This is a genomic window from Streptomyces sp. NPDC008137, from assembly GCF_042957035.1.
Taxonomy (GTDB): domain Bacteria; phylum Actinomycetota; class Actinomycetes; order Streptomycetales; family Streptomycetaceae; genus Streptomyces.
Genome location: NZ_JBIBHN010000007.1, coordinates 103,100 through 127,169, shown reverse-complemented (window position 1 = coordinate 127,169; position 24,070 = coordinate 103,100). Strand labels below are relative to the sequence as shown.

The window sequence follows — 24,070 nt, the reverse complement described above, 5'->3', positions numbered from 1 at the left end:
GGTGTCCGCCCGCAGTGGTTGGCGCGTCAACGGACAGTGAGCCGGTTCGCAAGTCCATCGCGCCAATCCGAGGACGGACACCCCCCGGCGCGGCCCCGACCCACGACGAACCCGCAGGCGACTACTCCGCCGGAGCAACCCCCGCCCGCAGCAAGCCGTACGTGTACGCGTCCTCAAGGGACTGCCAGCTGGCCGCGATGACGTTCTCGGCGACGCCCACCGTGGACCACTCGCCGGCCCCGTCGGACGTGGAGATCAGGACGCGGGTCGTCGAGTTGGTGCCGTGCTTGCCTTCGAGGATGCGGACCTTGTAGTCGACGAGCTCGAGCTTGGCGAGCTGGGGGTAGATCTTCTCCAGCCCCACCCGCAGCGCCCGGTCCAGGGCGTTCACCGGCCCGTTGCCCTCCGCCGTGGCGACGATGCGCTCGCCCTTGGCCCACAGCTTGACCGTGGCCTCGTTGGCATGGGACCCGTCGGGCCGGTCCTCGACGATGGCGCGCCAGGACTCGACCTCGAAGTAGCGCAGCGGCTTGCCCTGGACCTCGGTGCGCAGCAGCAGTTCGAAGCTCGCGTCGGCCGCCTCGTACGTGTAGCCCTGGAGTTCGCGTTCCTTCACCCGCTCCACGACCCGGCCGACCAGCTCCCGGTCGCCGCCGAGGTCGATGCCGAGTTCCTTGCCCTTGAGCTCGATGGACGCCCGGCCCGCCATGTCGGAGACCAGCATCCGCATCGTGTTGCCGACCAGCTCGGGGTCGATGTGCTGGTACAGGTCCGGGTCGACCTTGATGGCCGAGGCGTGCAGCCCGGCCTTGTGGGCGAAGGCGGAGAGGCCGACGTAGGGCTGGTGCGTGGAGGGGGTGAGGTTGACGACCTCGGCGATCGCGTGCGAGATGCGGGTCATCTCGCGCAGCCGGCCGTCGGGCAGGACCTTCTTGCCGTACTTCAGTTCCAGCGCCGCGACGACCGGGAAGAGGTTCGCGTTGCCCACCCGCTCGCCGTAGCCGTTGGCGGTGCACTGCACATGGGTAGCGCCCGCGTCCACGGCGGCCAGCGTGTTCGCCACCGCGCAGCCCGTGTCGTCTTGGGCGTGGATGCCGAGCCGGGCACCCGTGTCGGCCAGGACCGTGGAGACGACCGCCTGGATCTGCGCCGGGAGCATGCCGCCGTTGGTGTCGCAGAGGATCACCACGTCCGCGCCGGCCTCCGAGGCCGTACGGACGACCGCCTTGGCGTACTCCGGGTTCGCCCGGTAGCCGTCGAAGAAGTGCTCGCAGTCGACGAAGACCCGGCGGCCCTGCTCCTTCAGGAACGACACCGTGTCGCGGATCATCTCCAGGTTCTCGTCCAAGGTGGTGCGCAGGGCGAGCTCGACATGGCGGTCGTGGGACTTCGCGACCAGCGTGATCACCTCGGCGCCCGACTCCAACAGCGCCTTGACCTGCGGATCCTCCGCCGCCTTCGCTCCGGCGCGCCGGGTCGCGCCGAACGCCACCAGCTGGGCGTGCCGGAAGTCGATCTCCTGTCGGGCGCGGGCGAAGAACTCGGTGTCCCGGGGGTTCGCGCCCGGCCAGCCGCCCTCGATGAAGCCCACGCCGAAGTCGTCCAGGTGCCGTGCGATGGCCAGCTTGTCGGCGACGGTGAGGTTGATGCCCTCACGCTGGGCGCCGTCGCGCAGGGTGGTGTCGAAGACGTGGAAGGAATCGTCGAGCTCGCTGGTTGCGGTCATGGTCTCAAGGCTCCTGAGGATTGGATCTCGGTCGTACCGGAATGACCGGCTCCACCGCCCCCACATACTCCCTCGCGCTCTCGCTCCTGGCTGCGGGTGGGCCAGAAAAGCGAAAAACCTCTCGCGGGTGCGAGAGGTCTGCGCGCGGGTCGAGGACGACGGTGTCCGCCCGTACCTGGTCGTACGTGGCGGTCACTGCGGACCGGCGCGCCTGCTGCCAATAATCATGGCGAACGAGAGCACGGAGGCAGTCTGGCACAGCCCCCGCGTATCACTCACGGTTGTCTCAGAATGCGGTCGGTCACCCGAGATGGCGGACGTAGACGTGCGACATGTCGCCGGGCACGAGGTCGGGTGAGGAGCTGGCGAAGGCGACCCAGCGGCCGTGCCGGTCGGGCACCGGGGCGGACACGCTCTGGTCGTTCGGCCCGCCCTCGGTGTCCGCGCCGGCCAGGACGGTGCGCCCGGTGCGCAGGTCGCGGAGGTAGGCGCGATGGGTGCGGCGGCGCCGTCGGTGTCACCGGCGACGAGGTTGCCGGCGCTGGAGACGAAGGCCAGCTGCCGCCCGTCGGCGCTCAGGCTCGGCCCGCCCGAGGCGGCGTCGCCCTCGATTCCGTCCGGAGCGACCAGAGCCACGCCGAGCGCGCCGGACGTGGCCCTCCTGGTGCTGGTCATGTGCTGCTCCGTCGTACGAGGGGCAGCTGCTGACACTGACCGGCGGGGTGGACGGCAGTTTCCCGCTGTCGGGGCTGGTGGGCGGGGCGGCGTACGCGCTGACGGCCCCGGGCTCGCTCCAGAGGGAGCCCGGGACCGACGCCACGGCCCCGGCTTCTTGTCCGGCCGAGTCGGGCGGTGGGTGGGCGGAGTCCCCGGGGAGGATCCTGAGGCGGAGTCCCCGGAGAGGGTCGAGGGCGGAGTCCCCGGGGAGGGTCGGGCTCAGCCCAGCTGGTGCATCCAGCCGTGCGTGTCAGCAGCCGTACCACGCTGGATGTCCAGCAGCGCCTGACGCAGCTTCAGCGTGACCTCCCCCGGCTCGCCCCCGCTCTGCTTCCACTCCACCCCGGCCCTCTTCACCGTACCGACCGGCGTGATCACAGCGGCCGTACCGCACGCGAACACCTCGGTCAGCGACCCGTTCTCCGAGTCCCGCTGCCACTGGTCGACCGAGACCCGGCCCTCCTCGGCCTCGTACCCGAGGTCACGGGCGACGGCGAGCAGCGAGTCACGGGTGACGCCCTCCAGGATCGACCCGGTCAGCGACGGCGTGACGATCCTGTCCCCGTACACGAAGTACAGGTTCATGCCGCCCAGCTCCTCGACCCACGTGTGCTCGACGGCGTCGAGGTAGCAGACCTGGTCGCACCCCTTCGTCGCGGCCTCGGCCTGCGCGAGCAGGGACGCCGCGTAGTTGCCGCCCGTCTTCGCGTCGCCCATGCCGCCGGGGACGGCACGCACCCGGTCCTCGGAGACCCAGATGGAGACCGGCTTCACGCCGCCCGGGAAGTACGCCCCGGCCGGGGAGGCGATGACCAGGAACAGGTACTCGTTGGCCGGCTTCACGCCCAGCCCGACCTCGGTCGCGATCATGAAGGGACGGAGGTACAGGGACTCCTCGCCACCGTGCGCCGGAACCCACGCCTTGTCCTGCTTCACCAGCGCGTCGCAGGCCTCGATGAACGTCTCGACCGGCAGCTCGGGCATCGCCAGCCGGCGCGCGGACCGCTGGAAGCGCTCGGCGTTCTTCTCCGGCCGGAACGTGGCGACCGACCCGTCGGGGCGGCGGTAGGCCTTCAGCCCCTCGAAGATCTCCTGCGCGTAGTGCAGGACCGTGGTGGCGGGGTCGAGGGAGATCGGCGCGTACGGCACGAGCTGTCCGTCGTGCCAGCCGCGGCCTTCCGTCCACTTGATCGTCACCATGTGGTCGGTGAAGTGGCGGCCGAACCCGGGGTTGGCCAGGATCGCCTCGCGTTCTGCGGCGGAGAGCGGGTTGGCGGAGGGCTTGAGCTCGATCGTGGGCGTCGTCATGGGTTGATGTCCTTCACCGGTTGTAGTGACGGGCCGCGCTCGGTACTGCTCTGAATGTGACCAGTGCTAGGACGTCCGAGCATTCCCTCATTCCGCGGCCTCGCGTTCGATTATCGCCCGTGGGCGGCGGCGGAAGGAACGGGGTGAATGCGACCCGGTGGTCGATGGTGGCACCCGGCGGGGAACATGCGAAAGCCGCCGGGTGCGGATGCGACCCGGCGGCTCTGCGAAAAGCAGCGGCGGGTCAGCCGGCTACTCGTACGGCGAGCGCGTCGCCGATCTCCGTGGTGGAGCGGGCGGGCTTGCCCTTCCGCTCCGACAGGTCGGCGGCGACCGCCTCGTCGATACGGTCGGCCTCGGCCTCGTGGCCGAGGTGGCGCAGGAGCAGGGCGACGGACAGCACCGTGGCGGTCGGGTCGGCCTTGCCCTGGCCGGCGATGTCCGGGGCCGAGCCGTGCACGGGCTCGAACATGGACGGGAAGTCTCCGGACGGGTTGATGTTGCCGGAGGCGGCCACGCCGATGCCGCCGGAGACGGCAGCGGCGAGGTCGGTGACGATGTCGCCGAAGAGGTTGTCCGTGACGATGACGTCGAAGCGCTCGGGCTGCGTGACGAGGTAGATCGTCGCCGCGTCCACGTGCATGTACTCGGTGGTGACCTCGGGGAACTCCTCGGCCACCTTGTTGAAGATGTTCGTCCACAGGTGCCCCGCGAAGGTCAGCACGTTGTTCTTGTGGATCAGCGCCAGCTTCTTGCGCGGACGGGCCTGGGCACGGGCGAACGCGTCCCGCACGACACGCTCCACACCGAAGGCCGTGTTCACGGAGACCTCGGTGGCGACCTCGTGCTCGGTGCCCTTGCGGATCGTGCCGCCGTTGCCGGTGTACGGGCCCTCGGTGCCCTCGCGGACCACGACGAAGTCGATCTCCGGCTCGCCGGCCAGCGGGGTGGCGACACCCGGGAGCAGCTTCGACGGGCGCAGGTTGACGTGGTGGTCGAAGGCGAAGCGGAGCTTGAGCAGGAAGCCGCGCTCCAGGACGCCGGACGGCACGCTCGGGTCGCCGATCGCGCCGAGCAGGATGGCGTCGTGCTTCTTGAGGGCGTCGAGGTCGGCGTCGGTGAGGGTCTCACCGGTGGCGTGGTAGCGCCGGGCGCCGAAGTCGTACTCCTTCGTCTCCAGCTTCACATCCTGCGGAAGGACGGCGGAGAGGACCTTCAGCCCTTCGGTCACGACCTCCTGGCCGATTCCGTCACCGGGGATCACTGCGAGATTGATGCTGCGAGACATGCGGGCACCCTACTCCTCGTCCCATGGAATGACACGCCGTGTCCGCGATACGGACACGGCGATCATCGTTCACCCGTATGTCAGACCAGTGTTGGGCCTCGATGGGAAATTGACTCGCATGGAGACTCCCGACTTCGGCATTCCCCTGCGGCTCGCGGACCGGATGAGCATGGCGGAACAGCACGAGTATCTGCGGACGCGTCTGTCGCGGCGGCGCACGCTGGTGACGGCCGGCGCGGTGGCGAGCGGGCTGCTGACCGGCTGCTCCGGGTCCGGATCCGGCTCCGGCTCCGGGGGCACCACGGCGACCAGGGACCCGTCGCCGACCACATCGAAGACCCCCGGCTCGTTCATCACCCCCTTCGGCCGCCATCTCGCCTTCGGCACCGACCCGAAGACGCAGATGCGGATCTCCTGGCAGGTGCCGCTCGCGGTGCGGAAGCCGTACATCCGGGTCGGCACGCGCCCCGACGACCTGGGCCGCAAGGTGGAGGCCGAGCTGCGCGATCTGCACACCCCGGAGCTGAAGGGCGTACGGGCGGCGGTCGACCAGTTCTACCTGCACGCGGCGCTGGACGGCCTGCGCCCGGGCACGACGTACTACTACGGCGTCGGCCACGAGGGCTTCGACCCCGCCTCCCCCGACCACCGGTCCACCATCACCTCCTTCCGCACGGCACCCGCGGGCCCGCCCGGGCGGTTCGTGTTCACCGCGTTCGGCGACCAGGGCGTCGGCGAGGAGGCGGCCCTCAACGACCGTCTGCTGCTGCGCCAGAACCCCGCCTTCCACCTGCACGCCGGTGACATCTGCTACGCCGACCCGACCGGCAAGGGCAAGGAGTCGGACGTCTTCGACGCCGGGCAGTGGGACCGGTTCCTCAAGCAGACCGAGCCGGTCGCCAGGTCGGTGCCGTGGATGGTAACGACCGGCAACCACGACATGGAGGCCTGGTACTCGCCGGACGGCTACGGCGGCCAGCTCGCCCGCTTCTCCCTGCCGGACAGCGGTTTCGACGCGCGTACGGCACCGGGCGTGTACGCCTTCACGTACGGCAACGTCGGAGTGGTCGCGCTGGACGCGAACGACGTGTCGTACGAGATCCCGGCCAACTTCGGCTACACGGAGGGGCGGCAGACGAAGTGGCTGGACAAGAAGCTCGGCGAGCTGCGGGCCGCGAAGGCCGTGGACTTCATCGTCGCCTGCTTCCACCACTGCGCGTACTCGACGTCCACGCACGCCTCCGACGGCGGGGTGCGCGCCGAGTGGCTGCCGCTGTTCGCCCGGCACGAGGTGGACCTGGTGATCAACGGGCACAACCACGTGTACGAGCGGACCGACGCGGTCAAGAACGGCGAGGTGGGCAGGCCGGTACCGGTCGGCGGGACGACGGACCCCAGGCGGGACGGGATCGTCTACGTCACCGCGGGCGGCGGCGGCAAGGAGCTGTACGGCTTCCCCGACGGCGTGAAGGAGAGCTACGAGGGGAACACCGCCGACCACGAGTCGGTCGCCACGTTCCGGTGGACCAAGTCCCAGGACACGAAGGCCGAGTCGGTGGAATGGTCGCGGGTGCGCTACCGCGGGTTCTCGTTCCTCTCCGTGGAGGCGGAGAGCGGCGCCGCGCCGAAGCTGAAGGTGTCGGCGCTGGCGTCGAGCGGTGAGCGGATCGACCATTTCGAGGTGCGGCGCGGGGCGTGAGGCCCCGCACCGCGCCTCGTCGGGCGGCTCCCGGTCCAGGGGCGGCTCAGTGGCCGGTGGATCCGCCGTTGTCCCTGCGGTCGAGGGCGCGCTGGAGGGCGGCGGCGGCGTTCTTGCGGTCGGACTCGGTCGTCCGGGAGACGTGACGGACTCGGCGGCGGACGGTCGTCTCGGCCATGGGAAATCGACTCCTTCGACAGCATGGAGCGCTCAGAGAGATGGGAGACGCCGGAGGGGGCGGGGAGCGGTGCCGCAGGGGTTGCCTGCACGGGGCCCGGCTCACGACCGCCCTTCGCTTGGTCGAGCGAGACGTTCGGCTCCTACAAAACTAAGGGAGGCCGGAGCGTCTGTCTCCACAATTACTCGGACTTCCTACTATCTGAGACGGTGGACTACGTCACACCGCGCTGAGCTGCGGTGATTCCTAGAGCACATCACCGTCGCGCCAGTCGAAGACGAGTTCGCGCGCGGGGTCGAGTTCACCGGCGAGGGCCGACCGGACGTACGTGCTGCCCTCCTCGTCCGGCATGCGGACGAGGCCCGCCGCCGGGCTGAGGGCGTGCACCTCACCACGCCACAGCCGCCAGCCGCGGGAGGTGTAGAGCCGGGCGCCGTCGTCGCTGGCGGACAGCGCGCCGAAGTCGTAGGCACGCTCGACCACGCGTTCCAGCTCGCCCATGACCTGCCCGCCGAGGCCGCCCCGGCGGGCGTCGGCGCGGACGGCGACGTTCTCGACGTACCCGGCACGCAGCCAGCGCCCGCGGTACCGCACCCGGCGCATCACGACCGCCCCGTGCGCGGCGAGGCCAAAGTCGTCGCGCACGAGCGCGTGCATGCCGCCGAGGCCGTGGTCCCAGTCGTCGTCGCCGAAGTCGCCCTCGAAGGCGGCGTCCAGGAGGGCCCGTACGGCGTCGAGTTCGGCGGGCGTCAGATCGGCGGTGTGGGCGGTGCGCACTCGGGTGGTCATCGGACCAGTCTTTCCCCCGGACATGCCGACGGGCCAGGTCATTTCGACCTGGCCCGTCGGTGCGCCGCGGGATCTCAGCCCATGTGCGGGTACGTGTAGTCGGTCGGCGGGACCAGCGTCTCCTTGATGGCGCGGGTCAGGGTCCAGCGCATCAGGTTCTGCGGGGCGCCGGCCTTGTCGTTGGTGCCGGAGGCACGGCCGCCGCCGAAGGGCTGCTGGCCGACGACGGCGCCGGTCGACTTGTCGTTGATGTAGAAGTTGCCGGCCGCGTAGCGGAGCTTGTCCGCCGTGTAGGCCGCCGCCGCCCGGTCGTTCGCGATGACCGAACCGGTCAGGGCGTAGTCGGAGACGGACTCCATCTGGGTCAGCATCTCGTCGTACTTGTCGTCCTCATAGACGTGCACGGCGATGATCGGGCCGAAGTACTCGGTGCGGAAGACCTCGTTCTCCGGGTCGGTGCACTCGATGACCGTCGGGCGGACGAAATAGCCCTCCGAGTCGTCGTAGGTGCCGCCCGCGACGATCGTGCAGGAGGCGTCCTCCTTGGCGCGGTCGATGGCGGCCTTGTTCTTGGCGAAGGCACGCTCGTCGATGACGGCGCCGATGAAGTTCGACAGGTCGGTGACATCGCCCATCTTGATGCCGTCGACCTCGGCGGCCAGCTCCTCCTTGAAACCGGAGTTCCAGATGGAGGCGGGGATGTACGCCCGGGAGGTGGCGCTGCACTTCTGGCCCTGGAACTCGAAGGCACCCCGGGTGAAGGCCGTCTTCAGGATCGCCGGGTCGGCCGACGGGTGGGCGACGAGGAAGTCCTTGCCGCCGGTCTCGCCGACGAGGCGCGGGTAGGTGCGGTACTTCTCGATGTTCGCGCCGACCGTCTTCCACAGGTACTGGAAGGTGGGGGTCGAGCCGGTGAAGTGGATACCGGCGAGGTCGCGGTGGACCAGGGCGACCTTGGAGACCTCGATGCCGTCACCGGTGACGAGGTTGATGACGCCCTTGGGCAGACCGGCCTCCTCCAGCAGCTGCATCAGCAGCACGGCGGCGTGGGTCTGCGTCGGGGACGGCTTCCAGACGACGACGTTGCCCATCAGGGCAGGGGCCGTCGGGAGGTTGCCCGCGATGGCGGTGAAGTTGAAGGGCGTGACCGCGTAGACGAAGCCCTCCAGCGGGCGGTGGTCCAGACGGTTCCATACGCCCGGGGAGTTCGCCGGGGGCTGCTCGGCCAGGAGGTTGCGGGCGTAGGAGACGTTGAACCGCCAGAAGTCGATCAGCTCACAGGGCGTGTCGATCTCGGCCTGCTGGGCGGTCTTGGACTGGCCGAGCATGGTGGAGGCGGCGAGCGTCTCGCGCCAGGGGCCGGACAGCAGCTCTGCGGCGCGCAGGATGATCGCCGCGCGGTCGTCGAAGGACATCGCGCGCCAGGCGGGCGCGGCGGCCAGGGCCGCGTCGATGGCGTCCTGCGCGTCCTGCTGCGTGGCGTTGCGGTACGTGCCCAGCACTGCCTTGTGGTTGTGCGGCTGGACGACCTTGAAGGCCTCGCCGCCGCCCATCCGCTTCTCGCCGCCGATGGTGCAGGGCAGGTCGACGGGGTTGTCGGCCAGCTCCTTCAGCTTGGCCTCCAGCCGGGCCCGCTCGGGCGAGCCGGGGGCGTAGCCGTGCACCGGCTCGTTGACGGGGGTGGGGACCTGGGTCACAGCGTCCATGTTTTCCGTAACTCCTTACTGAGCGGTGGTTCGGTCTCAGCCCTTGAAGGGCTGTCAGCCCTTGGTGAGCATCGATCGTGCGAAGAACCGCAGGTTGGCCGGTTTCTCGGCGAGCCGGCGCATGAAGTAGCCGTACCAGTCGGTGCCGTAGGCGGTGTAGACGCGCATGCGGTGGCCCTCGGCGGCGAGGCGCGACTGCTCGTCGCCGCGGATGCCGTAGAGCATCTGGAACTCGTACTCGTCCAGTTTGCGCCCGGCGCGGTGGGCGAGCTCCTGGCCGATCGCGATCAGGCGCGGGTCGTGGGACCCGATCATCGGGTACCCCGTCCCCTCCATCAACGTACCGAGAATCCGTACGTACGCCCGGTCGATCTCGTGCTTGTCCTGGTACGCGACCGAGGCGGGCTCCTTGTAGGCGCCCTTGACCAGGCGCACCCGGCTGCCGTTCGCGGCGAGGCGGCGGGCGTCGGCCTCGGTGCGGAAGAGGTAGGCCTGGATGACGCAGCCGGTCTGCGGGAAGTCCTTCCGCAGCTCCTCGTGGATGGCGAACATCGAGTCGAGGGTGGTGTGGTCCTCGGCGTCCAGAGTGACCGTGGTGCCGATCTCGGCGGCGGCCTCGACGACCGGGCGGACGTTCTTCAGGGCCAGCTCGTGGCCGTCTTCCAGCGCCTGCCCGAACATCGACAGCTTCACCGACATCTCGGCGCGGGTGCCGAGCTCCAGCGGCTTCAGCCGGTCGATCAGCTCCAGGTAGGCGTCCCGGGCGGCGGCGGCCTGCGCGGGGTTGGTGATGTCCTCGCCGACGACGTCCATCGTCAGCTCCAGACCCCGGCCGGCGAGGCCCTGGACCACCGGGACGATGTCGTCGACGCCTTCGCCCGGGATGAAGCGGTCGACGACCTGCTTGGTCACCGGGGCCGCCGAGATCAGGCGTCGCATCCGGTCGCTGCGGGACGCGGCGAGAATCACGGGACCCAGCACGGGGCACCTCCAGAGCACAACCAAACGGATGGCCGGACCTCGTGCGGATGACGCTTCGGGTACGGCGCGGAGAACCACCGTGAAACCTAGGGATCCCTTCGATCGTCGGCCATCGACAGCTGTCACGCATCCGTGCCGCAGATCTCAGACAGATGTATGAAGGGTTGTGGCCGGTGGGGGACAATGCCCGCATGACGTCGGAACACCGGGGCGACTACGAGGAGCTGGTCGACGAGATCTCGGAGCTGCTCGGCGCGCCCGCGACGCTGGAGAACCGGGACTTCGAGCTGATCACCTTCGGGGCGTACGACAGCGAGGGCGACCTCGATCCGTCGGCCCTGGATCCGGTGCGTACCCGCTCGATCCTGACCCGCCGTTCGACCGCGGCCGTCCGGGCGTGGTTCGAGGGCTTCGGCATCACGCGCGCGACCGGCCCGGTGCGTATCCCGCCGACGCCGGAGGCGGGGGTCAACCGGGGGCGGATCTGCCTCCCCGTCCGCCACCGGGGCGTGGTCCACGGCTATGTCTGGCTCCTGGACGACGATCCCGGCCCGAGCGAAGACCGGCTCTCCGCCGCCATGGAGGTCACGACCCGGATCGGGGCGCTGCTCGCGGACGAGGCCCAGCACGGTGCCGACCTCAGCCGCGAACTGCGTGCCGTCCTCACCGCGGACCGCGACTGGCAGCGCGACATGGCCATCGCGGAACTCCGCACCGCCCTCGGCCCCCGGGCCGACGCTCTGCACACGGTGGTGTGCGTGGCCCCCTGGCCGTCGGCCGACCCCGACGACGCCCCCTCGGTCCGCACGATGCCGGGCGCGACAGCCCTGTGCACACTGCCGTGGGGGGCGTCGGCCCAGTGCGTGGCCCTGCTGATCCGCCTGCGGTCGACGGACGTACTGGCTCCGGCGACGACAGCGGCGGCACGGCTGCTGGAGCGGGCGGGCGGCGGCGCTCCGGGCGGTGCGGCGGGCGGCGGCAGGACTCCAGGAAGCTCGTCGGGCGGTACGGCTTCCCGCGGCACGCGCGGCGCGTTCGCCGGGCCCGGTTCCCGATCCGCGTCCGGGCAGACCGGTACCTCCACCCACGGACCGGCCGGCCCCGCCGCCGGACTCGCCACCCCCCGCTCCGGCCTGGCGGAGCTCGGCACCGCCTGGTGGGAGGCGTCCGCCGCGGCCCGGGCCGCGCTGGCCGAGGCCCGGCTGGGACCCGTCGCGCGGTGGGCGGAGATCGGGCCGTTCCGGCTGCTCACCGCGCTGCCGCCGGACCTCGCCCACGACCCCGCCGTACACGCCCTGCTCTTCCCGGTGCACAGGGAGCTCGCCCGAACCGCCGAGATCTACCTCGACTGCGCCGGCCAGGCCGCCCGGGCCGCCTCCGAGCTGGGCATCCACCGCCAGACCCTGTACTACCGCCTGTCCCGCATCGAGAAGCTGACCGGCCTCGACCTGGACGACGGCGAGGACCGGCTGCTGCTGCACATGGCACTGAAAGGGGCTCGGCTCGCACACGGCGACGCCCTGGGGCCGTCCAGGTGACACCCGTCGCCCGGTCGGGCGGTGTTCGGCACGGACGCGTGTCGTCCGGAGCCTCGGGCGGTCACGGTTCTCCCGGTGTGCCATCGACTGGGAGGAGTGCACGTGCGGAAGCGACGCGCCTGGTCCGCGACGCGAACGGCGGTGGCGGGGCTGGCCTGCGGGGCGCTCGCGCTCGCGCTGCCGTGCGCCCAGGCGAGTGCCGGGCCCGGCCGTGACGCGCGGGTGGTGTCCGGGGCCGAGCACGACGGCCGAGGCGGTCGGAGCGCCGCACTCGTCGTGGAGTGGATGCGCACGGCGGACGCCACCATCAAGGCCGAGGCCCGCCCGTCCCCGCCCGAGTTGTTCATCCTGGAGGCGTACGTCTCCACCGCCGTCTACAACGCCGTCGTCGGCGTCGAGGGCCGCTTCGCCCCGTACAAGTGGGACGAGCGGGCGCCTGGCACGGCCTCGTCCGAGGCGGCTGCCGCCTCGGCAGCGCACCAGGTGCTGCGCCATCACTTCCCCGGGGCCGCCGCCCGGCTGGACGCCGCTCTGACCGGCTCCCTCACGAAGATTCCCGACGGCAGGGCCGAGGACGAGGGCGTCGCGTTCGGCAAGCGCGCCGCGGCCCGCATCATCGATCTCCGCCGCGGTGACGGTCGCGGCGCGTCCGTACCCTTCCCCGCGCATCCGCGGCCCGGCGTCTGGCGTCCCACGCCTCCCGGTCACGAGCCCTTCACCACCGCCTGGGTCGGCAGGGTCCGGCCGCTGCTGATGGACTCCCCGCACCAGTTCCGCCCGGGCCCGCCGCCGGAGCTCCGCTCGGCCCGCTACGCGAGGGACCTCGCCGAACTGGCGCACTACGGAGGACGGACCGGCTCGCACCGGACCCCCGAACAGACGGACACCGCGCACTTCTTCGTCGCCCCGAACCTGCAAGCGGCCCTCGGCGACCACGCCACCCGGCACGGGCTGGACATCGCCGAGACGGCGCGCCTGTACGCCGCGGCCAACACGTCCCAGGCGGACGCGGTCATCACCGCCTGGGACGCCAAACTCCACTACGGCACCTGGCGGCCGGTCACCGCCATCCGGGAAGCGGACACGGACGGCAACCCGGCGACCCGGGCGAACCGGCACTGGGAGCCGCTGCTCGTCACCCCGTCACATCCCGACTACCTGAGCGGCCACGCCGCCATGGGCGGCGCGCTGATGCGCATGCTGAGCGGGATCCTGGGCACGTCCCGCGTCGACCTGCACATTTCGTCGAGCAGCACCGGCACGTCGCGCCACTACCGCTATGCCCACGAGTACGAACGGGACGTCGTCGACGCCCGGGTCTGGGGCGGAATCCACACCCGGACGGCGGACGAGGTGGGCAGCGCCACCGGCCGGCACCTCGCGGCCTGGGCGCTGCGGAAGTACTTCCGTCCGATGCCCTGACCCCTGTTCTCTGACATCGACAGCCGAGAACACTTCTGACAATGATTATCATCATGCTACGGTCGTGGCACATTCAACCATTGACCATGCCTTGACCGAGGTGTTCCGTGCGCGTCCCCGCCCGTCTCGCCCCCCTCACCGCCGTCGCCGCGGCTTCCGCCCTGCTCACCGGCTGCTTCACCGGCTCCCAGCAGGCCACGGACGACTCCGGGCCGGGGGGCAAACGCATACGCGTCGCCATGCTCCAGCCACCCCGCTCCGGACTCTCCCCGCTCTCCGACGACGCGTTCAAGCTGTCGCGCTGGTCTACCGCCGAGACGCTGGTGAAGCTGGACGCGGAGGGCGACGCCCGGCCCGCGCTCGCCACCGAGTGGCAGCAGTCCGGGAAGAGCTGGACCTTCACCCTCCGCGAGGGCGTCACCTTCCACGACGGCACGAAGCTCACCCCCGAGGCCGTCGTCCGCTCCCTCACGAAGGCCGCCACCGCCTCCCTCAAGCCCCGCATCCTCGACGGCGTGGACCTGACCGCGAAGGCGAGCGGCGACAAGATCACGGTCACCACCGCCACCGAGGACCCCCTGGTCCCGCAGCGGCTCAGCTCCCCGCAGCTCGCGATCCTGGCGGCGAAGGCCTACCGGGGGAAGACGGTCGACCCCGTGGGCGCCGGCACCGGGCCCTTCGAGCTGACGAAGGTCAATGGCACCTCCTCCGCCGCTCTCGACCGCTACGACGGCTACTGGGGCGGGAAGGCCGAAGCCCCCGGCATCGACGTGAAGTTCGTCCCGGACGGCACCGCCCGCGCGGCGGCGCTGCGCAGCGGCGAGGCCGACATCGTCGAGGCGATCCCCGTCTCACAGGCCGCCGTCCTCGACCAGGACCTCGTCACCGAGGTCCCGATGCCGCGCACCAACACCCTCTACCTCAACACCGGGAAGGGCGCCTTCGAGGACCCCTCGATCCGTGCGGCGGCCCGCACGGCGATCGACGCCGAGTCGATCGTGAAGGGCGTGTACGAGGGCCGCGCCGACGTCGCCGAGGGCCTGCTCGGGCCCGCCCTCCCCTGGGCCGCCGAGCTGCGCACACCCGTCAAGCGGGCCGAGCCCGGCGACCCGGCCGGCGAGACCGTCACCATCGGCACGTACACCGACCGCTCCGAGATGCCCGAGGTCGCCGCCGCGCTGCAACAGCAGCTCCAGAAGGCCGGGTTCAAGGTGAAGCTGGACGTGCGCGAGTACGCCAACATCGAGTCCGACGCGCTCGCGGGCCGCTTCGACGCCTTCGTCCTCTCCCGCGCCAGCGTCCTCGACTCCGGCGACCCGGCCGCGTACCTCTACAGCGACTTCGCCTCCGAGGGCACCTTCAACCTCTCGCACCTGAAGGACCCCGAGGCCGACAAGGCCCTGAAGAAGGCCACCGACACCCCGGTCGGCGACGCCCGCCGCAAGGCGGTCGTCGAGGCGGAGGCCGCGGTCCTGGCCGCGGACGCGGCCGTACCGCTGCTCCACGAGCGCGTGATCCAGGGCGATGCCGCCGGTGTCGTGAACGCCGCGCACGACCCGCGTGAGCGGGAACTCGTGACGGCCGACACGTACGTCAAGTGAGGCGCCTCGGTCCCGGGCTGACGCGTGCCCTCTGCCTCATCGCCGTCCTGGCCGTCGTCGGCCTGCTGCCCTGGCTCTCCCGCCGCGACCCGGCGCTCACCGTGCTGCGCGCCCGGTCGGCCGAGCAGGAGGCGACCGAGGAGGCCCTGGCCGCGATCCGCCGGGACCTCGGCCTGGACGCCGGCCCGCTGTCGCTGCTCGGGCAGTGGGCCGCCGACCTGCTCCACGGCGACTTCGGCACCTCCTGGGTGTCGGGGCACGACGTTCTGCCCTCCGTGCTCGCCGGGCTCCAGGTGTCGCTGGGGCTGATGGGCGCGGCGCTCGGCGTGGCGGTGCTGCTGGCCGCCGCGCTGGTGACGCCGGTGCTGGTGCGCGGCCGGGGCTCGGCCGGGGCGTTCGCCGCGATGCTGGCCGCCCTTCCCGAGTTCCTGCTGGCCACCCTGGTGCTGCTGGTGTTCGGGGTGTGGCTGGGATGGCTGCCGACGTCCGGCTGGCAGAGCGCCGAGTATCTGGTACTGCCCGCGCTCGCCCTCGGCGTCCCGGCGGGCGGGCTGCTCGGGCGGCTGGTGGCGGACGCGCTGCCCGCCGTGCTCGACGAGCGGTGGGCCGAGCTGTGGCGGGGCGCCGGGGTGAGCCGGGCGCGGATCGCGGGGGCGGCGCTGCGGCGCGTCCTGCCGCCGCTGGTCCCGCAGTTCGGGATGGTCGCCGTCGGCCTGACCGGCGGGGCGGTGGCCGTGGAGACGGTGTTCGCGGTGCCGGGCATCGGCCGTACGGCCCTCGGCGCGGCCCGGTCGCAGGACCTTCCGCTGCTGCAGGGCGCGGTCCTCGCGCTGCTGCTGCTCGGGCTGGTCGCGGGCGCGGTGGCGGCGGGCGTACGGCGCCGGCTGCTGGGGCCCGCCCTGCGGGACGCCGGGCTGACGCTGCCGCCGGCCCGCCCGGTCCGCGCGCACCCGGCGGTCCCGGTGGCACTGGCCGCCGTCCTGCTGCTGACCATCGGCTGGGGCCTGCTGCGCGACCCGTACGCCGTGGACACGACCGTCCGTCTCGCCGCGCCCTCCTGGTCGCATCCGCTCGGCACCGACGGTCTGGGCCGCGATGTGCTCGCCCGGCTCGGCCACGGTGCCGCCTCGACGGTCGGCACGGCGACGGCGGTCTGTCTGCTGGGCCTGCTGATCGCGCTCGTGCTGGGCTTCCTGCCGGGCGTCGCGGCGGGCGCGTCGGACATCGCCAACGCACTGCCGCCGGTGATCGTCGGCATCCTGGTCGCGGCGGCCGCCGGGCCGGGAACCGGCGGGGCGGCCCTGGCGGTCGCGCTGATCTCCTGGCCGGCCCTGTCCGCGCACGCGGCGGCCCTGGTGCAGGAGGTGCGGGCGTCGGCGTTCCTCACCGCCCAACGGGCCATCGGGGCGAGCCCGTTCTGGATCCTCACCCGGCATGTCCTGCCGTCCGTGGCCGGCCCGGTGGCCCGCCATGCCCTGCTGCGGCTGCCGGGCATCGCCCTGGCCTTGGCCTCCCTCGGCTTCCTGGGCCTGGGCGCCCAGCCGCCCGCCCCCGAGTGGGGGCTGCTGCTGGAGGAATCCCGGGCCTATGTGGAACGCGCCCCGTGGGCGGCTCTCGCCCCGGCGGTGGCCCTGGCCCTGCTGGCGGGTCTCGCGGTGTCGGGCGCGGCGCTCACGCAGGGCCGGAGGGTACGCCGGGCTGCCCCTGCCCCCGTCAAGAAGGAGACCGTCGTTGCAGTCTGAGGCACTGATCTCCGTCAGCGATCTCCGTATCTCGTTCGAAGGAGTCGAGGCCGTGCGCGGCCTGTCCTTCGACGTACTGCCCCATGAAGTCCTGGCGATCGTCGGCGAGTCGGGGGCGGGCAAGTCCCTCACGGCCCGCGCGCTCCTCGGCATGCCGCCGCGCGGCGCGACCACGACCGGGACCATCACCCCGGACCTCTCCGCCCACCGAGGCCGCCGCATCACCCTCGTCCCGCAGGACGCCCTGTCCGCCCTCTCCCCCGTCCACCCGGTCGGCGACCAACTCGCCGCCGCCGTACGGTCGGTGACCGGGGTCTCCCGCAAGGAGGCCCGGGCCCGGACGGTCGCGGCCCTGGACCGTGTCGGCATTCCGGACGCGGCACGCCTGGCGCGGGCGTATCCGCACGAGTACTCCGGCGGCATGCGGCAGCGCGCCGTGATCGCCATGGCCACGATCAACGAGCCCGATCTCGTGGTCGCCGACGAGCCCACCACCGCCCTCGACGAGGAGCGCCGCGACCAGGTACTGCGGCTGCTCGCCGAGCAACGGGAGGCGGTCGGTGCAGCGCTGGTCCTGGTCACCCACGACATGGAGGCCGTAGCGGGTCACGCCGACCGGATGCTGGTCATGTACGCCGGGCGTCTCACCGAACTCGGCCCGGCGGACCAGGTGCTGGCCCGGCCCCGCGCCCCTTACACGGCAGGCCTGCTGGCATCCCTCCCGCAGCACGCTCCCCCGGGCCGCCGGCTCCCCGCCCTGCGCGGCACCCCGCCCGCCCCGGGCACGCTCCCGCCGGGCTGCGCCTTCGCCCCGCGCTGCCCGCTCGCGGCGGACTCCTGCCACACCACGGAGCCGGAGCCCCGGCAGGTGGCCGGACGCCTGGTCGCCTGCCATCGCCCTGAGGAACTCCCCCACCCCGCGACGGAGTTGTTCCTGAAGGAGGGACAGCCGGCATGACCGACTCCCTCCTCGACGTCCGCGACCTGGTCGTCCGCTACGGCCCGGTCACCGCCGTGGACGGCGTCTCCTTCTCCCTGGCCCCCGGCGAGACCGTGGCCCTGAACGGCCCGTCCGGCTGCGGCAAGTCCTCCACGGCCCTGGCTGTGCTCCAGCTGCGCCGCCCGGCGAGCGGGGAAGTCCATTTCGAGGGAAGGGAGCTGACGTCCCTCCCGGAGCGCGAACTACGTCCGCTGCGCCCCCGTATGCAGCCCGTCTTCCAGGACCCGTACGGCTCGCTGAGCCCCCGCCACCGCGTCCGGGACGCCATCGCCGAACCGCTGAAGGTCCAGGGCCGCTGGCACCCGGCCGACGGCCCCGCCCGCGTCGCCGAACTCCTCGACCGGGTCGGACTCGACCCCGCGTACGGCGACCGCCGGCCGCACGAACTCTCCGGCGGCCAGTGCCAACGCGCGGGCATCGCCCGCGCCCTGGCCTGCGACCCACGCCTGCTGGTCCTGGACGAGCCGGTGTCGTCGCTCGACCCGTCGGTACGTGCGGGCGTGCTGAACCTGCTCGCCGACCTCCAGGACGACCTGGGTCTCGGCTACCTGTTCATCTGCCACGACCGGGCGGTCGTACGAAACTTCGCGGACCGGGTGATCGAGATGCGCGAGGGACGCGTCACGCCCGGTGAGCGGCCTCGATCACCTGGCGCAGCCCTTCGGTGAGCGCCTCGCCGTCGGGCGCACGCTCGGGGTCGAAGCTCCACTGTGCGATGAGCCCCGTCATCAGCGTCGTGTAGAACCTGCCGAGCGTGTCCAGGGTCTTGTCCGGGACGTCCTCCTCACGGACCCCCATGAAGAGCGCGACCAGGGCGCGCTCGGCATCCCGCTGCTGATCCGCCAGGTGGTCGCGCACCACCGGCAACTGGTCGCCCATGGCGACGATCTCCATACTGAGGCGCCACATCGAACCGGGCCCCCGCATGGTCCCGATGATGTTGGACCACACCTCCTGGAACCGCTCCAGCGAGCCGGGCTCAGCGTCGCTCCCCCCGGGCTCCTCCCCTTCGAAGGCGTCGGAGAGCCCACCGACCAGCGACAGGTACGCCTCCGCGAGCAGCGCGTCCTTCGAGCCGTAGTGATAACCGATCGACGCCAGGTTGGTCCCCGACTCCCTGACGATGTCACGCGCCGTCGTGCGCACGAACCCCTTCGCCAGCAGGCAGCGCTTGGCTCCCTCGAGCAGATCCTCACGGTGTCCCATGACACGTCACACTACCCCGGAATCCATACACCCGTACCAGACGAGCGTATTACACAACCGTACTAGACAAGCGTTTAAGACGGTCGTACAGTCCTGCCCATGACGACAGAACCGCACCCTCCCGCCCGCGCCGGGCGCCGCGAATGGACGGCCCTCGGCGTGCTGATGCTTCCGCTCCTGCTGGTCTCGATGGACGTCTCCGTCCTCTACTTCGCGATCCCCGCGATCAGCGCCGACCTGGAGCCGAGCGCCACCCAGCAGCTGTGGATCTTCGACATCTACGGCTTCGTCCTGGCCGGCCTGCTGATGACGATGGGCTCGCTGGGCGACCGCATCGGCCGCCGCAGGCTCCTGTTGTTCGGCGCCGCCGCCTTCGGAACGGCCTCCCTGGTGGCGGCCTACGCGAACAGCGCCGAGACCCTGATCGCCGCCCGCGCGGTGCTCGGCATCGGCGGCGCGACGCTGATGCCGTCGACGATGGCGCTGGTGCGCACGATGTTCACCGACCCCGCACAGCGCACCAAGGCGATCGGTCTGTGGTCGGGCGTGATGACGGCCGGCATCGCCCTCGGCTCGGTGATGAGCGGCGTGCTCGTCGAGCACTTCTGGTGGGGCTCGGTCTTCCTGGTCAATCTGCCCGCGATGGCGCTGCTCCTGGCCCTGGGACCCTTCCTGCTGCCCGAGTCGAAGAACCCGCGCCCCGGCCGCTTCGACCTGCTGAGCGTTCCCCTGTCGATGGCGGCCGTGCTCCCCGTGATCTACGGCCTGAAGGAACTCGCGTCGCAGGGCTGGGACGTGCGGTACGCGCTGTCGGTGACCTTCGGTCTGCTCTTCGCCGCGCTCTTCGTCCACCGCCAGCGCACCGCGGTGTCCCCGCTGATCTCACCGGAGCTGTTCCGGGCCCGCGGCTTCACCCCGGCCGTCGTCCTCAACCTCGTCGCCGCCTTCGGCATGATGGGCTCGGCGTACTTCACCACCCAGTACATCCAGTCGGTCCTGGACATGGGCCCCCTGAAGGCGGCGCTGTGGAGCCTGCTGCCGTCGGTGCCCATCGGACTGGCGGCCGTGGCCGGCGCACAGCTGGTGCAGCGGGGCGTTCCCCGCGCCCACGTCGTCGCCGGAGGCTTCGCGGTCACCGCGTGCGGCTACGTACTGCTGGCCCTGGCCGGCACGGACTCGCTCTGGCTGCTGCTGGCCGCGTGCGCCGTCCTGGCCTCCGGCGCCGTGGTCGTCATGTCACAGGTGGCGGACCTGGCCCTGAACGCCGCCCCGGTGGAGAAGGCGGGCGCGGCCTCGTCCCTGCTGGAGACGGGCACGGAGTTCGGTGGCGCGCTGAGCATGGCGTTCCTGGGCTCCATCGGTACGGCCGTCTACCGCCATGAGATCCCGGCCTCGGCGCCCGCCCCGGCCCACGAGACCCTGGGCGGCGCCCTGGCCGTCGCCGAGCAGCTGCCGGGGCGCGCGGGGGACGCCCTGGCTACGGCGGCACGCGAGGCGTTCACCAGCGGTATGCACGCGGCGGCGATCACCAGCACGGTGCTGCTGGCCGGAGCGGCGGTGGCTGCGGCCGTGACCCTGCGGAGCGTCCCCGCACAGCAGAACGCCGGACGGGCTGATCAGTTCAGCCCGTCCGGCGTTTGAGGGCGAAGCCCCGGGAAGGTCAGACCAGGTTCACGGAACGCGCGGAGGTCGCACCGATCTCCGCCGCCACCTCGGCCAGCACCCCGGCGGTCACCGTGTCGTCCACGGTCAGCACCGCCAGCGCCTCGCCGCCGACCGCGGCCCGCGACACCTGCATGCCCGCGATGTTGATGCCCGCCTCGCCGAGGATGCGGCCCACGGTGCCGACGACACCCGGGCGGTCCTCGTACCGCAGCACGACCATGTGCTCGGCGAGCGCGAGGTCGACGTCGTACTCCCCGACCGCGACGATCTTCTGGAGGTGCTTCGGACCGGCCAGCGTGCCGGAGACCGACACCTCCTCGCCGTCGGCGAGGGTGCCGCGCACGGTGACGACGTTGCGGTGCTCGGACGCCTCGGAGCTGGTGGTCAGGCGCACCTCGACCCCGCGCTCCTGCGCGAACAGCGGGGCGTTGACGTAGGACACCGTCTCGTCGACGACGTCCTCGAAGACACCCTTGAGGGCGCTGAGCTCCAGCACCTTCACGTCGTGCTGGGTGATCTCGCCGTACACCTCCACGTCGAGGCGGACCGCGACCTCACCGGCGAGCGCGGTGAAGATCCGGCCGAGACGCTCCGCGAGCGGCAGGCCCGGCTTGACGTCCTCGGCGATGACTCCGCCCTGCACGTTCACCGCGTCCGGGACGAGCTCACCGGCGAGGGCGAGACGCACCGAGCGGGCGACGGCGATACCGGCCTTCTCCTGCGCCTCGTCCGTGGAGGCACCGAGGTGCGGGGTGGCGACGACCTGGTCGAACTCGAAGAGCGGGGAGTCCGTGCAGGGCTCCTTGGCGTACACGTCGAGACCGGCACCGGCGACCCGGCCCTCCTTGAGGGCGGAGTACAGCGCCTCCTCGTCGACGATCCCGCCGCGCGCGGCGTTGACGATGCGCACGCTCGGCTTGACCTTGCGCAGCGCCTCGTCGCCGATGAGGCCGAGGGTCTCGGGCGTCTTGGGGAGGTGGACGGTGATGAAGTCGGAGATCTCGAGCAGTTCGTCCAGCGACACGACCTTGACGCCCATCTGCGCGGCGCGGGCCGGCTGCACATAGGGGTCGTAGGCGACGACCTTCATGCCGAAGGCCGACATGCGCTGCGCGACCAGCGCGCCGATGCGGCCGAGGCCGACGACACCGAGGGTCTTCTCGGCCAGCTCGACGCCCGTGTACTTGCTGCGCTTCCACTCGCCGTTCTTCAGCGCGGCGTTGGCCTGCGGGATGTTGCGGGCGGTGGCGACGAGCAGACCGCAGGCCAGCTCGGCGGCGGTCACGATGTTCGAGGTGGGGGCGTTGACGACCATCACGCCGGCCTTGGTGGCGGCGGAGACGTCCACGTTGTCCAGGCCGACGCCGGCTCGTGCGACGACCTTGAGCTTGCTCGCGGCGGCGATCGCCTCGGCGTCGACCTTGGTGGCCGAACGGACCAGGATCGCGTCCACATCGGCGATGGCGGGGAGCAGCTCGGCCCGGTCCGCGCCGTTGCACTGCCGGATCTCGAAGTCCGGGCCAAGCGCGTCGACGGTGGCGGGCGACAGCTCTTCAGCGATGAGTACGACGGGTTTCGAGCTCACGTGAGTCCTCACAAGTCCAGTGCTGCGGACGGCCGTCCCGACGGCCGCAGGCGGTGGAGGGGTGCTTGCCGCGTTGGAGACGCACGACGCTGTGGGCCTGACGCGATGTATGTGTGCAGCAGTCTAGTGGCGCACCTGGCGTCGTCCTGTGCCGCTGCGGAAGGATCACCCGTCCGTGGCCGGACGGGATGGACAACGCCGTAGCACCGACGTTACCCCGGGTTCGCCGAAGGGGCCGGAGCGGGGATGCTCCGGCCCCTCGGCCGTGAGGCTTACGCCTCCTCGTCGACCCAGCTCATGAGCTTGCGCAGCTCCTTGCCGGTGGTCTCCAGCAGGTGCTCGGAGTCCTGGGTCTTGTACTCGTTGTACTTCTTCAGACCGCCGTGGTACTCGTCCATCCACTGCTGGGCGAAGGTGCCGTCCTGGATCTCGGCGAGGACCTTCTTCATCTCGGCCTTGGTGGCGTCCGTGATGATGCGCGGGCCGGTGACGTAGTCGCCCCACTCGGCGGTCTCGGAGATCGACCAGCGCATCTTCTCCAGGCCGCCCTCGTACATGAGGTCGACGATCAGCTTCAGCTCGTGCAGGCACTCGAAGTAGGCGATCTCCGGCTGGTAGCCGGCCTCGGTCAGGGTCTCGAAGCCCGCCTTGACCAGCGCGGCGGTACCACCGCAGAGCACGGCCTGCTCGCCGAAGAGGTCGGTCTCGGTCTCCTCGGTGAAGGTCGTCTTGATGACGCCGGCACGCGTGCCGCCGATGCCCTTGGCGTACGACAGGGCGAGCGCGAAGCCGTTGCCCGTGGCGTCCTGCTCGACGGCGGCGATGCACGGAACGCCGCGGCCCTCCTCGTACTGGCGGCGGACCAGGTGGCCCGGGCCCTTGGGGGCGACCATGCAGACGTCGACGCCGGCCGGGGGCTTGATGAAGCCGAAGCGGATGTTCAGGCCGTGGCCGAAGAACAGCGCGTCGCCGTCGTTCAGGTTGTCCTTGATGTGCTCCTCGTAGACCTGGGCCTGGATCGGGTCCGGGACGAGGATCATGATGACGTCGGCCTCGGCGGCGGCCTCCGACGGGCTCACCACGCGCAGGCCCTGCTCCTCGGCCTTGGCCTTGGACTTGGAGCCCTCGTGCAGACCGACGCGGACGTCGACACCCGAGTCACGGAGCGACAGCGCGTGGGCGTGGCCCTGGCTGCCGTACCCGATGACCGCGACCTTGCGGCCCTGGATGATGGACAGGTCGGCGTCGGCGTCGTAGAACAGCTCGGCCACTTTGGGTTCTCTCCTCGGGAGTGCAGGTGTTGCGTCCCACCGTATGACGGGGGGCGGAAGGGAAGTCTGAGGGTCTCGGAATACGGGCGGCCGACGGCGCGCCGACCGCCCGTTCCGGGTCTTAGGCCGACCGGTCCAGGGCGCGCAGCGACCGGTCCGTGATGGAACGGGCGCCACGGCCGATCGCGATCGTGCCGGACTGGACCAGCTCCTTGATGCCGTACGGCTCCAGCATCTTGAGCATCGCGGTCAGCTTCTCGCCGGATCCGGTGGCCTCGATGGTGACGGCCTCCGGGGAGACGTCGACGGTCTTGGCGCGGAACAGCTGGACGATCTCGACGATCTGGGAGCGCGTCTCGTTGTCGGCGCGCACCTTCACCAGGACGAGTTCGCGCTGCACCGCCTGCGACGGCTCCAGCTCGACGATCTTGAGCACGTTGACGAGCTTGTTGAGCTGCTTGGTCACCTGCTCCAGCGGCAGGTCCTCCACTCCCACGACGATGGTGATGCGGGAGATGTCGGGGTGCTCGGTGACACCGACGGCGAGCGAGTCGATGTTGAAGCCGCGGCGGGAGAACAGGGCGGCGATCCGGGCGAGGATGCCGGGCGTGTTCTCCACCAGGACGGAGAGCGTGTGCTTGGACATGA

The 24,070-nt window shown here is 71.3% G+C and carries 19 protein-coding genes; 8 read left to right on the top strand and 11 right to left on the bottom strand.

Translation table 11 applies throughout. From position 1 onward, the window contains the following. Positions 1-121: 121 nt before the first annotated feature. The 3 genes from cimA to ACFZBT_RS14045 form a co-directional block, all read right to left on the bottom strand. Entirely contained in the window at positions 122-1,726 is a 1,605-nt protein-coding gene (gene cimA, locus ACFZBT_RS14055; RefSeq protein WP_391102578.1) for a citramalate synthase, read from the bottom strand. 936 nt (positions 1,727-2,662) lie between these two features. Further along, positions 2,663-3,751 carry a branched-chain amino acid aminotransferase gene (locus ACFZBT_RS14050; protein WP_391102576.1) on the bottom strand — a complete coding sequence of 363 codons (1,089 nt, stop codon included), beginning with the start codon at positions 3,749-3,751 and terminating at the stop codon, positions 2,663-2,665. Between the two features lie 244 nt (positions 3,752-3,995). Further along, positions 3,996-5,039 carry a 3-isopropylmalate dehydrogenase gene (locus ACFZBT_RS14045; protein ID WP_382497033.1) on the bottom strand — a complete coding sequence of 348 codons (1,044 nt, stop codon included), beginning with the start codon at positions 5,037-5,039 and terminating at the stop codon, positions 3,996-3,998. A gap of 118 nt (positions 5,040-5,157) precedes the next feature. Here ACFZBT_RS14045 and ACFZBT_RS14040 point away from each other — a divergent pair, with 118 nt between their 5' ends. Further along, positions 5,158-6,738 carry a fibronectin type III domain-containing protein gene (locus ACFZBT_RS14040; protein WP_391102573.1) on the top strand — a complete coding sequence of 527 codons (1,581 nt, stop codon included), beginning with the start codon at positions 5,158-5,160 and terminating at the stop codon, positions 6,736-6,738. Between the two features lie 46 nt (positions 6,739-6,784). Here the strand turns inward: ACFZBT_RS14040 and ACFZBT_RS14035 are convergent, their stop codons facing one another. The 4 genes from ACFZBT_RS14035 to ACFZBT_RS14020 all read right to left on the bottom strand — a co-directional run bounded on the left by ACFZBT_RS14035 (position 6,785) and on the right by ACFZBT_RS14020 (position 10,392). After that, positions 6,785-6,916 (bottom strand): hypothetical protein, encoded by a 132-nt coding sequence (locus tag ACFZBT_RS14035; RefSeq protein WP_005479955.1) that lies wholly within the window; start codon positions 6,914-6,916, stop codon positions 6,785-6,787. A 246-nt stretch (positions 6,917-7,162) separates the two neighbouring features. Next, on the bottom strand, positions 7,163-7,705 hold the full coding sequence (locus ACFZBT_RS14030) for a GNAT family N-acetyltransferase (RefSeq protein ID WP_391102571.1): 543 nt from the start codon (positions 7,703-7,705) through the stop codon (positions 7,163-7,165). A 74-nt stretch (positions 7,706-7,779) separates the two neighbouring features. Next, complete coding sequence (gene pruA, locus ACFZBT_RS14025) at positions 7,780-9,411, bottom strand: L-glutamate gamma-semialdehyde dehydrogenase (protein WP_391102569.1); 1,632 nt, start codon at positions 9,409-9,411, stop codon at positions 7,780-7,782. Positions 9,412-9,465: 54 nt separating this feature from the next. After that, positions 9,466-10,392 (bottom strand): proline dehydrogenase family protein, encoded by a 927-nt coding sequence (locus ACFZBT_RS14020; protein ID WP_391102566.1) that lies wholly within the window; start codon positions 10,390-10,392, stop codon positions 9,466-9,468. A gap of 191 nt (positions 10,393-10,583) precedes the next feature. Here ACFZBT_RS14020 and ACFZBT_RS14015 point away from each other — a divergent pair, with 191 nt between their 5' ends. The 6 genes from ACFZBT_RS14015 to ACFZBT_RS13990 all read left to right on the top strand — a co-directional run bounded on the left by ACFZBT_RS14015 (position 10,584) and on the right by ACFZBT_RS13990 (position 18,363). After that, a complete protein-coding gene (locus ACFZBT_RS14015) occupies positions 10,584-11,930 on the top strand; it encodes a helix-turn-helix domain-containing protein (protein ID WP_391102564.1) in 1,347 nt (448 codons plus the stop codon). A 102-nt stretch (positions 11,931-12,032) separates the two neighbouring features. Further along, positions 12,033-13,352, top strand: coding sequence for a vanadium-dependent haloperoxidase (locus tag ACFZBT_RS14010; RefSeq protein ID WP_391102562.1), 1,320 nt, complete (start codon positions 12,033-12,035; stop codon positions 13,350-13,352). 107 nt (positions 13,353-13,459) lie between these two features. After that, positions 13,460-14,953, top strand: coding sequence for an ABC transporter substrate-binding protein (locus tag ACFZBT_RS14005; RefSeq protein ID WP_391102559.1), 1,494 nt, complete (start codon positions 13,460-13,462; stop codon positions 14,951-14,953). Beyond that, entirely contained in the window at positions 14,950-16,695 is a 1,746-nt protein-coding gene (locus ACFZBT_RS14000) for an ABC transporter permease subunit (RefSeq protein WP_391102557.1), read from the top strand. The genes ACFZBT_RS14005 and ACFZBT_RS14000 overlap by 4 nt, the downstream gene beginning before the upstream one ends. Beyond that, positions 16,685-17,653, top strand: a complete 969-nt coding sequence (locus ACFZBT_RS13995) for an oligopeptide/dipeptide ABC transporter ATP-binding protein (protein ID WP_391102555.1) — start codon at positions 16,685-16,687, stop codon at positions 17,651-17,653. The genes ACFZBT_RS14000 and ACFZBT_RS13995 overlap by 11 nt, the downstream gene beginning before the upstream one ends. Continuing rightward, positions 17,650-18,363 carry an ATP-binding cassette domain-containing protein gene (locus ACFZBT_RS13990; RefSeq protein WP_391102553.1) on the top strand — a complete coding sequence of 238 codons (714 nt, stop codon included), beginning with the start codon at positions 17,650-17,652 and terminating at the stop codon, positions 18,361-18,363. Before ACFZBT_RS13995 ends, ACFZBT_RS13990 begins: the two co-directional genes overlap by 4 nt. Here the strand turns inward: ACFZBT_RS13990 and ACFZBT_RS13985 are convergent. Continuing rightward, complete coding sequence (locus ACFZBT_RS13985) at positions 18,317-18,901, bottom strand: TetR family transcriptional regulator (protein ID WP_391102551.1); 585 nt, start codon at positions 18,899-18,901, stop codon at positions 18,317-18,319. The two genes, ACFZBT_RS13990 and ACFZBT_RS13985, sit on opposite strands and share 47 nt — an antisense overlap. 99 nt (positions 18,902-19,000) lie before the next feature. On the opposite strand from ACFZBT_RS13985, the gene ACFZBT_RS13980 reads away from it, so the two are divergent. Further along, a complete protein-coding gene (locus ACFZBT_RS13980; RefSeq protein ID WP_391102549.1) occupies positions 19,001-20,542 on the top strand; it encodes an MFS transporter in 1,542 nt (513 codons plus the stop codon). 19 nt (positions 20,543-20,561) lie between these two features. Here ACFZBT_RS13980 and serA read toward each other — a convergent pair whose 3' ends face one another. The 3 genes from serA to ilvN form a co-directional block, all read right to left on the bottom strand. Further along, entirely contained in the window at positions 20,562-22,151 is a 1,590-nt protein-coding gene (gene serA, locus ACFZBT_RS13975; protein WP_391102547.1) for a phosphoglycerate dehydrogenase, read from the bottom strand. Between the two features lie 272 nt (positions 22,152-22,423). Continuing rightward, positions 22,424-23,422 carry a ketol-acid reductoisomerase gene (ilvC, locus tag ACFZBT_RS13970; RefSeq protein ID WP_391102545.1) on the bottom strand — a complete coding sequence of 333 codons (999 nt, stop codon included), beginning with the start codon at positions 23,420-23,422 and terminating at the stop codon, positions 22,424-22,426. Between the two features lie 121 nt (positions 23,423-23,543). Then, complete coding sequence (gene ilvN, locus ACFZBT_RS13965; protein ID WP_003993148.1) at positions 23,544-24,068, bottom strand: acetolactate synthase small subunit; 525 nt, start codon at positions 24,066-24,068, stop codon at positions 23,544-23,546. Between the last annotated feature and the right edge of the window lie 2 nt (positions 24,069-24,070).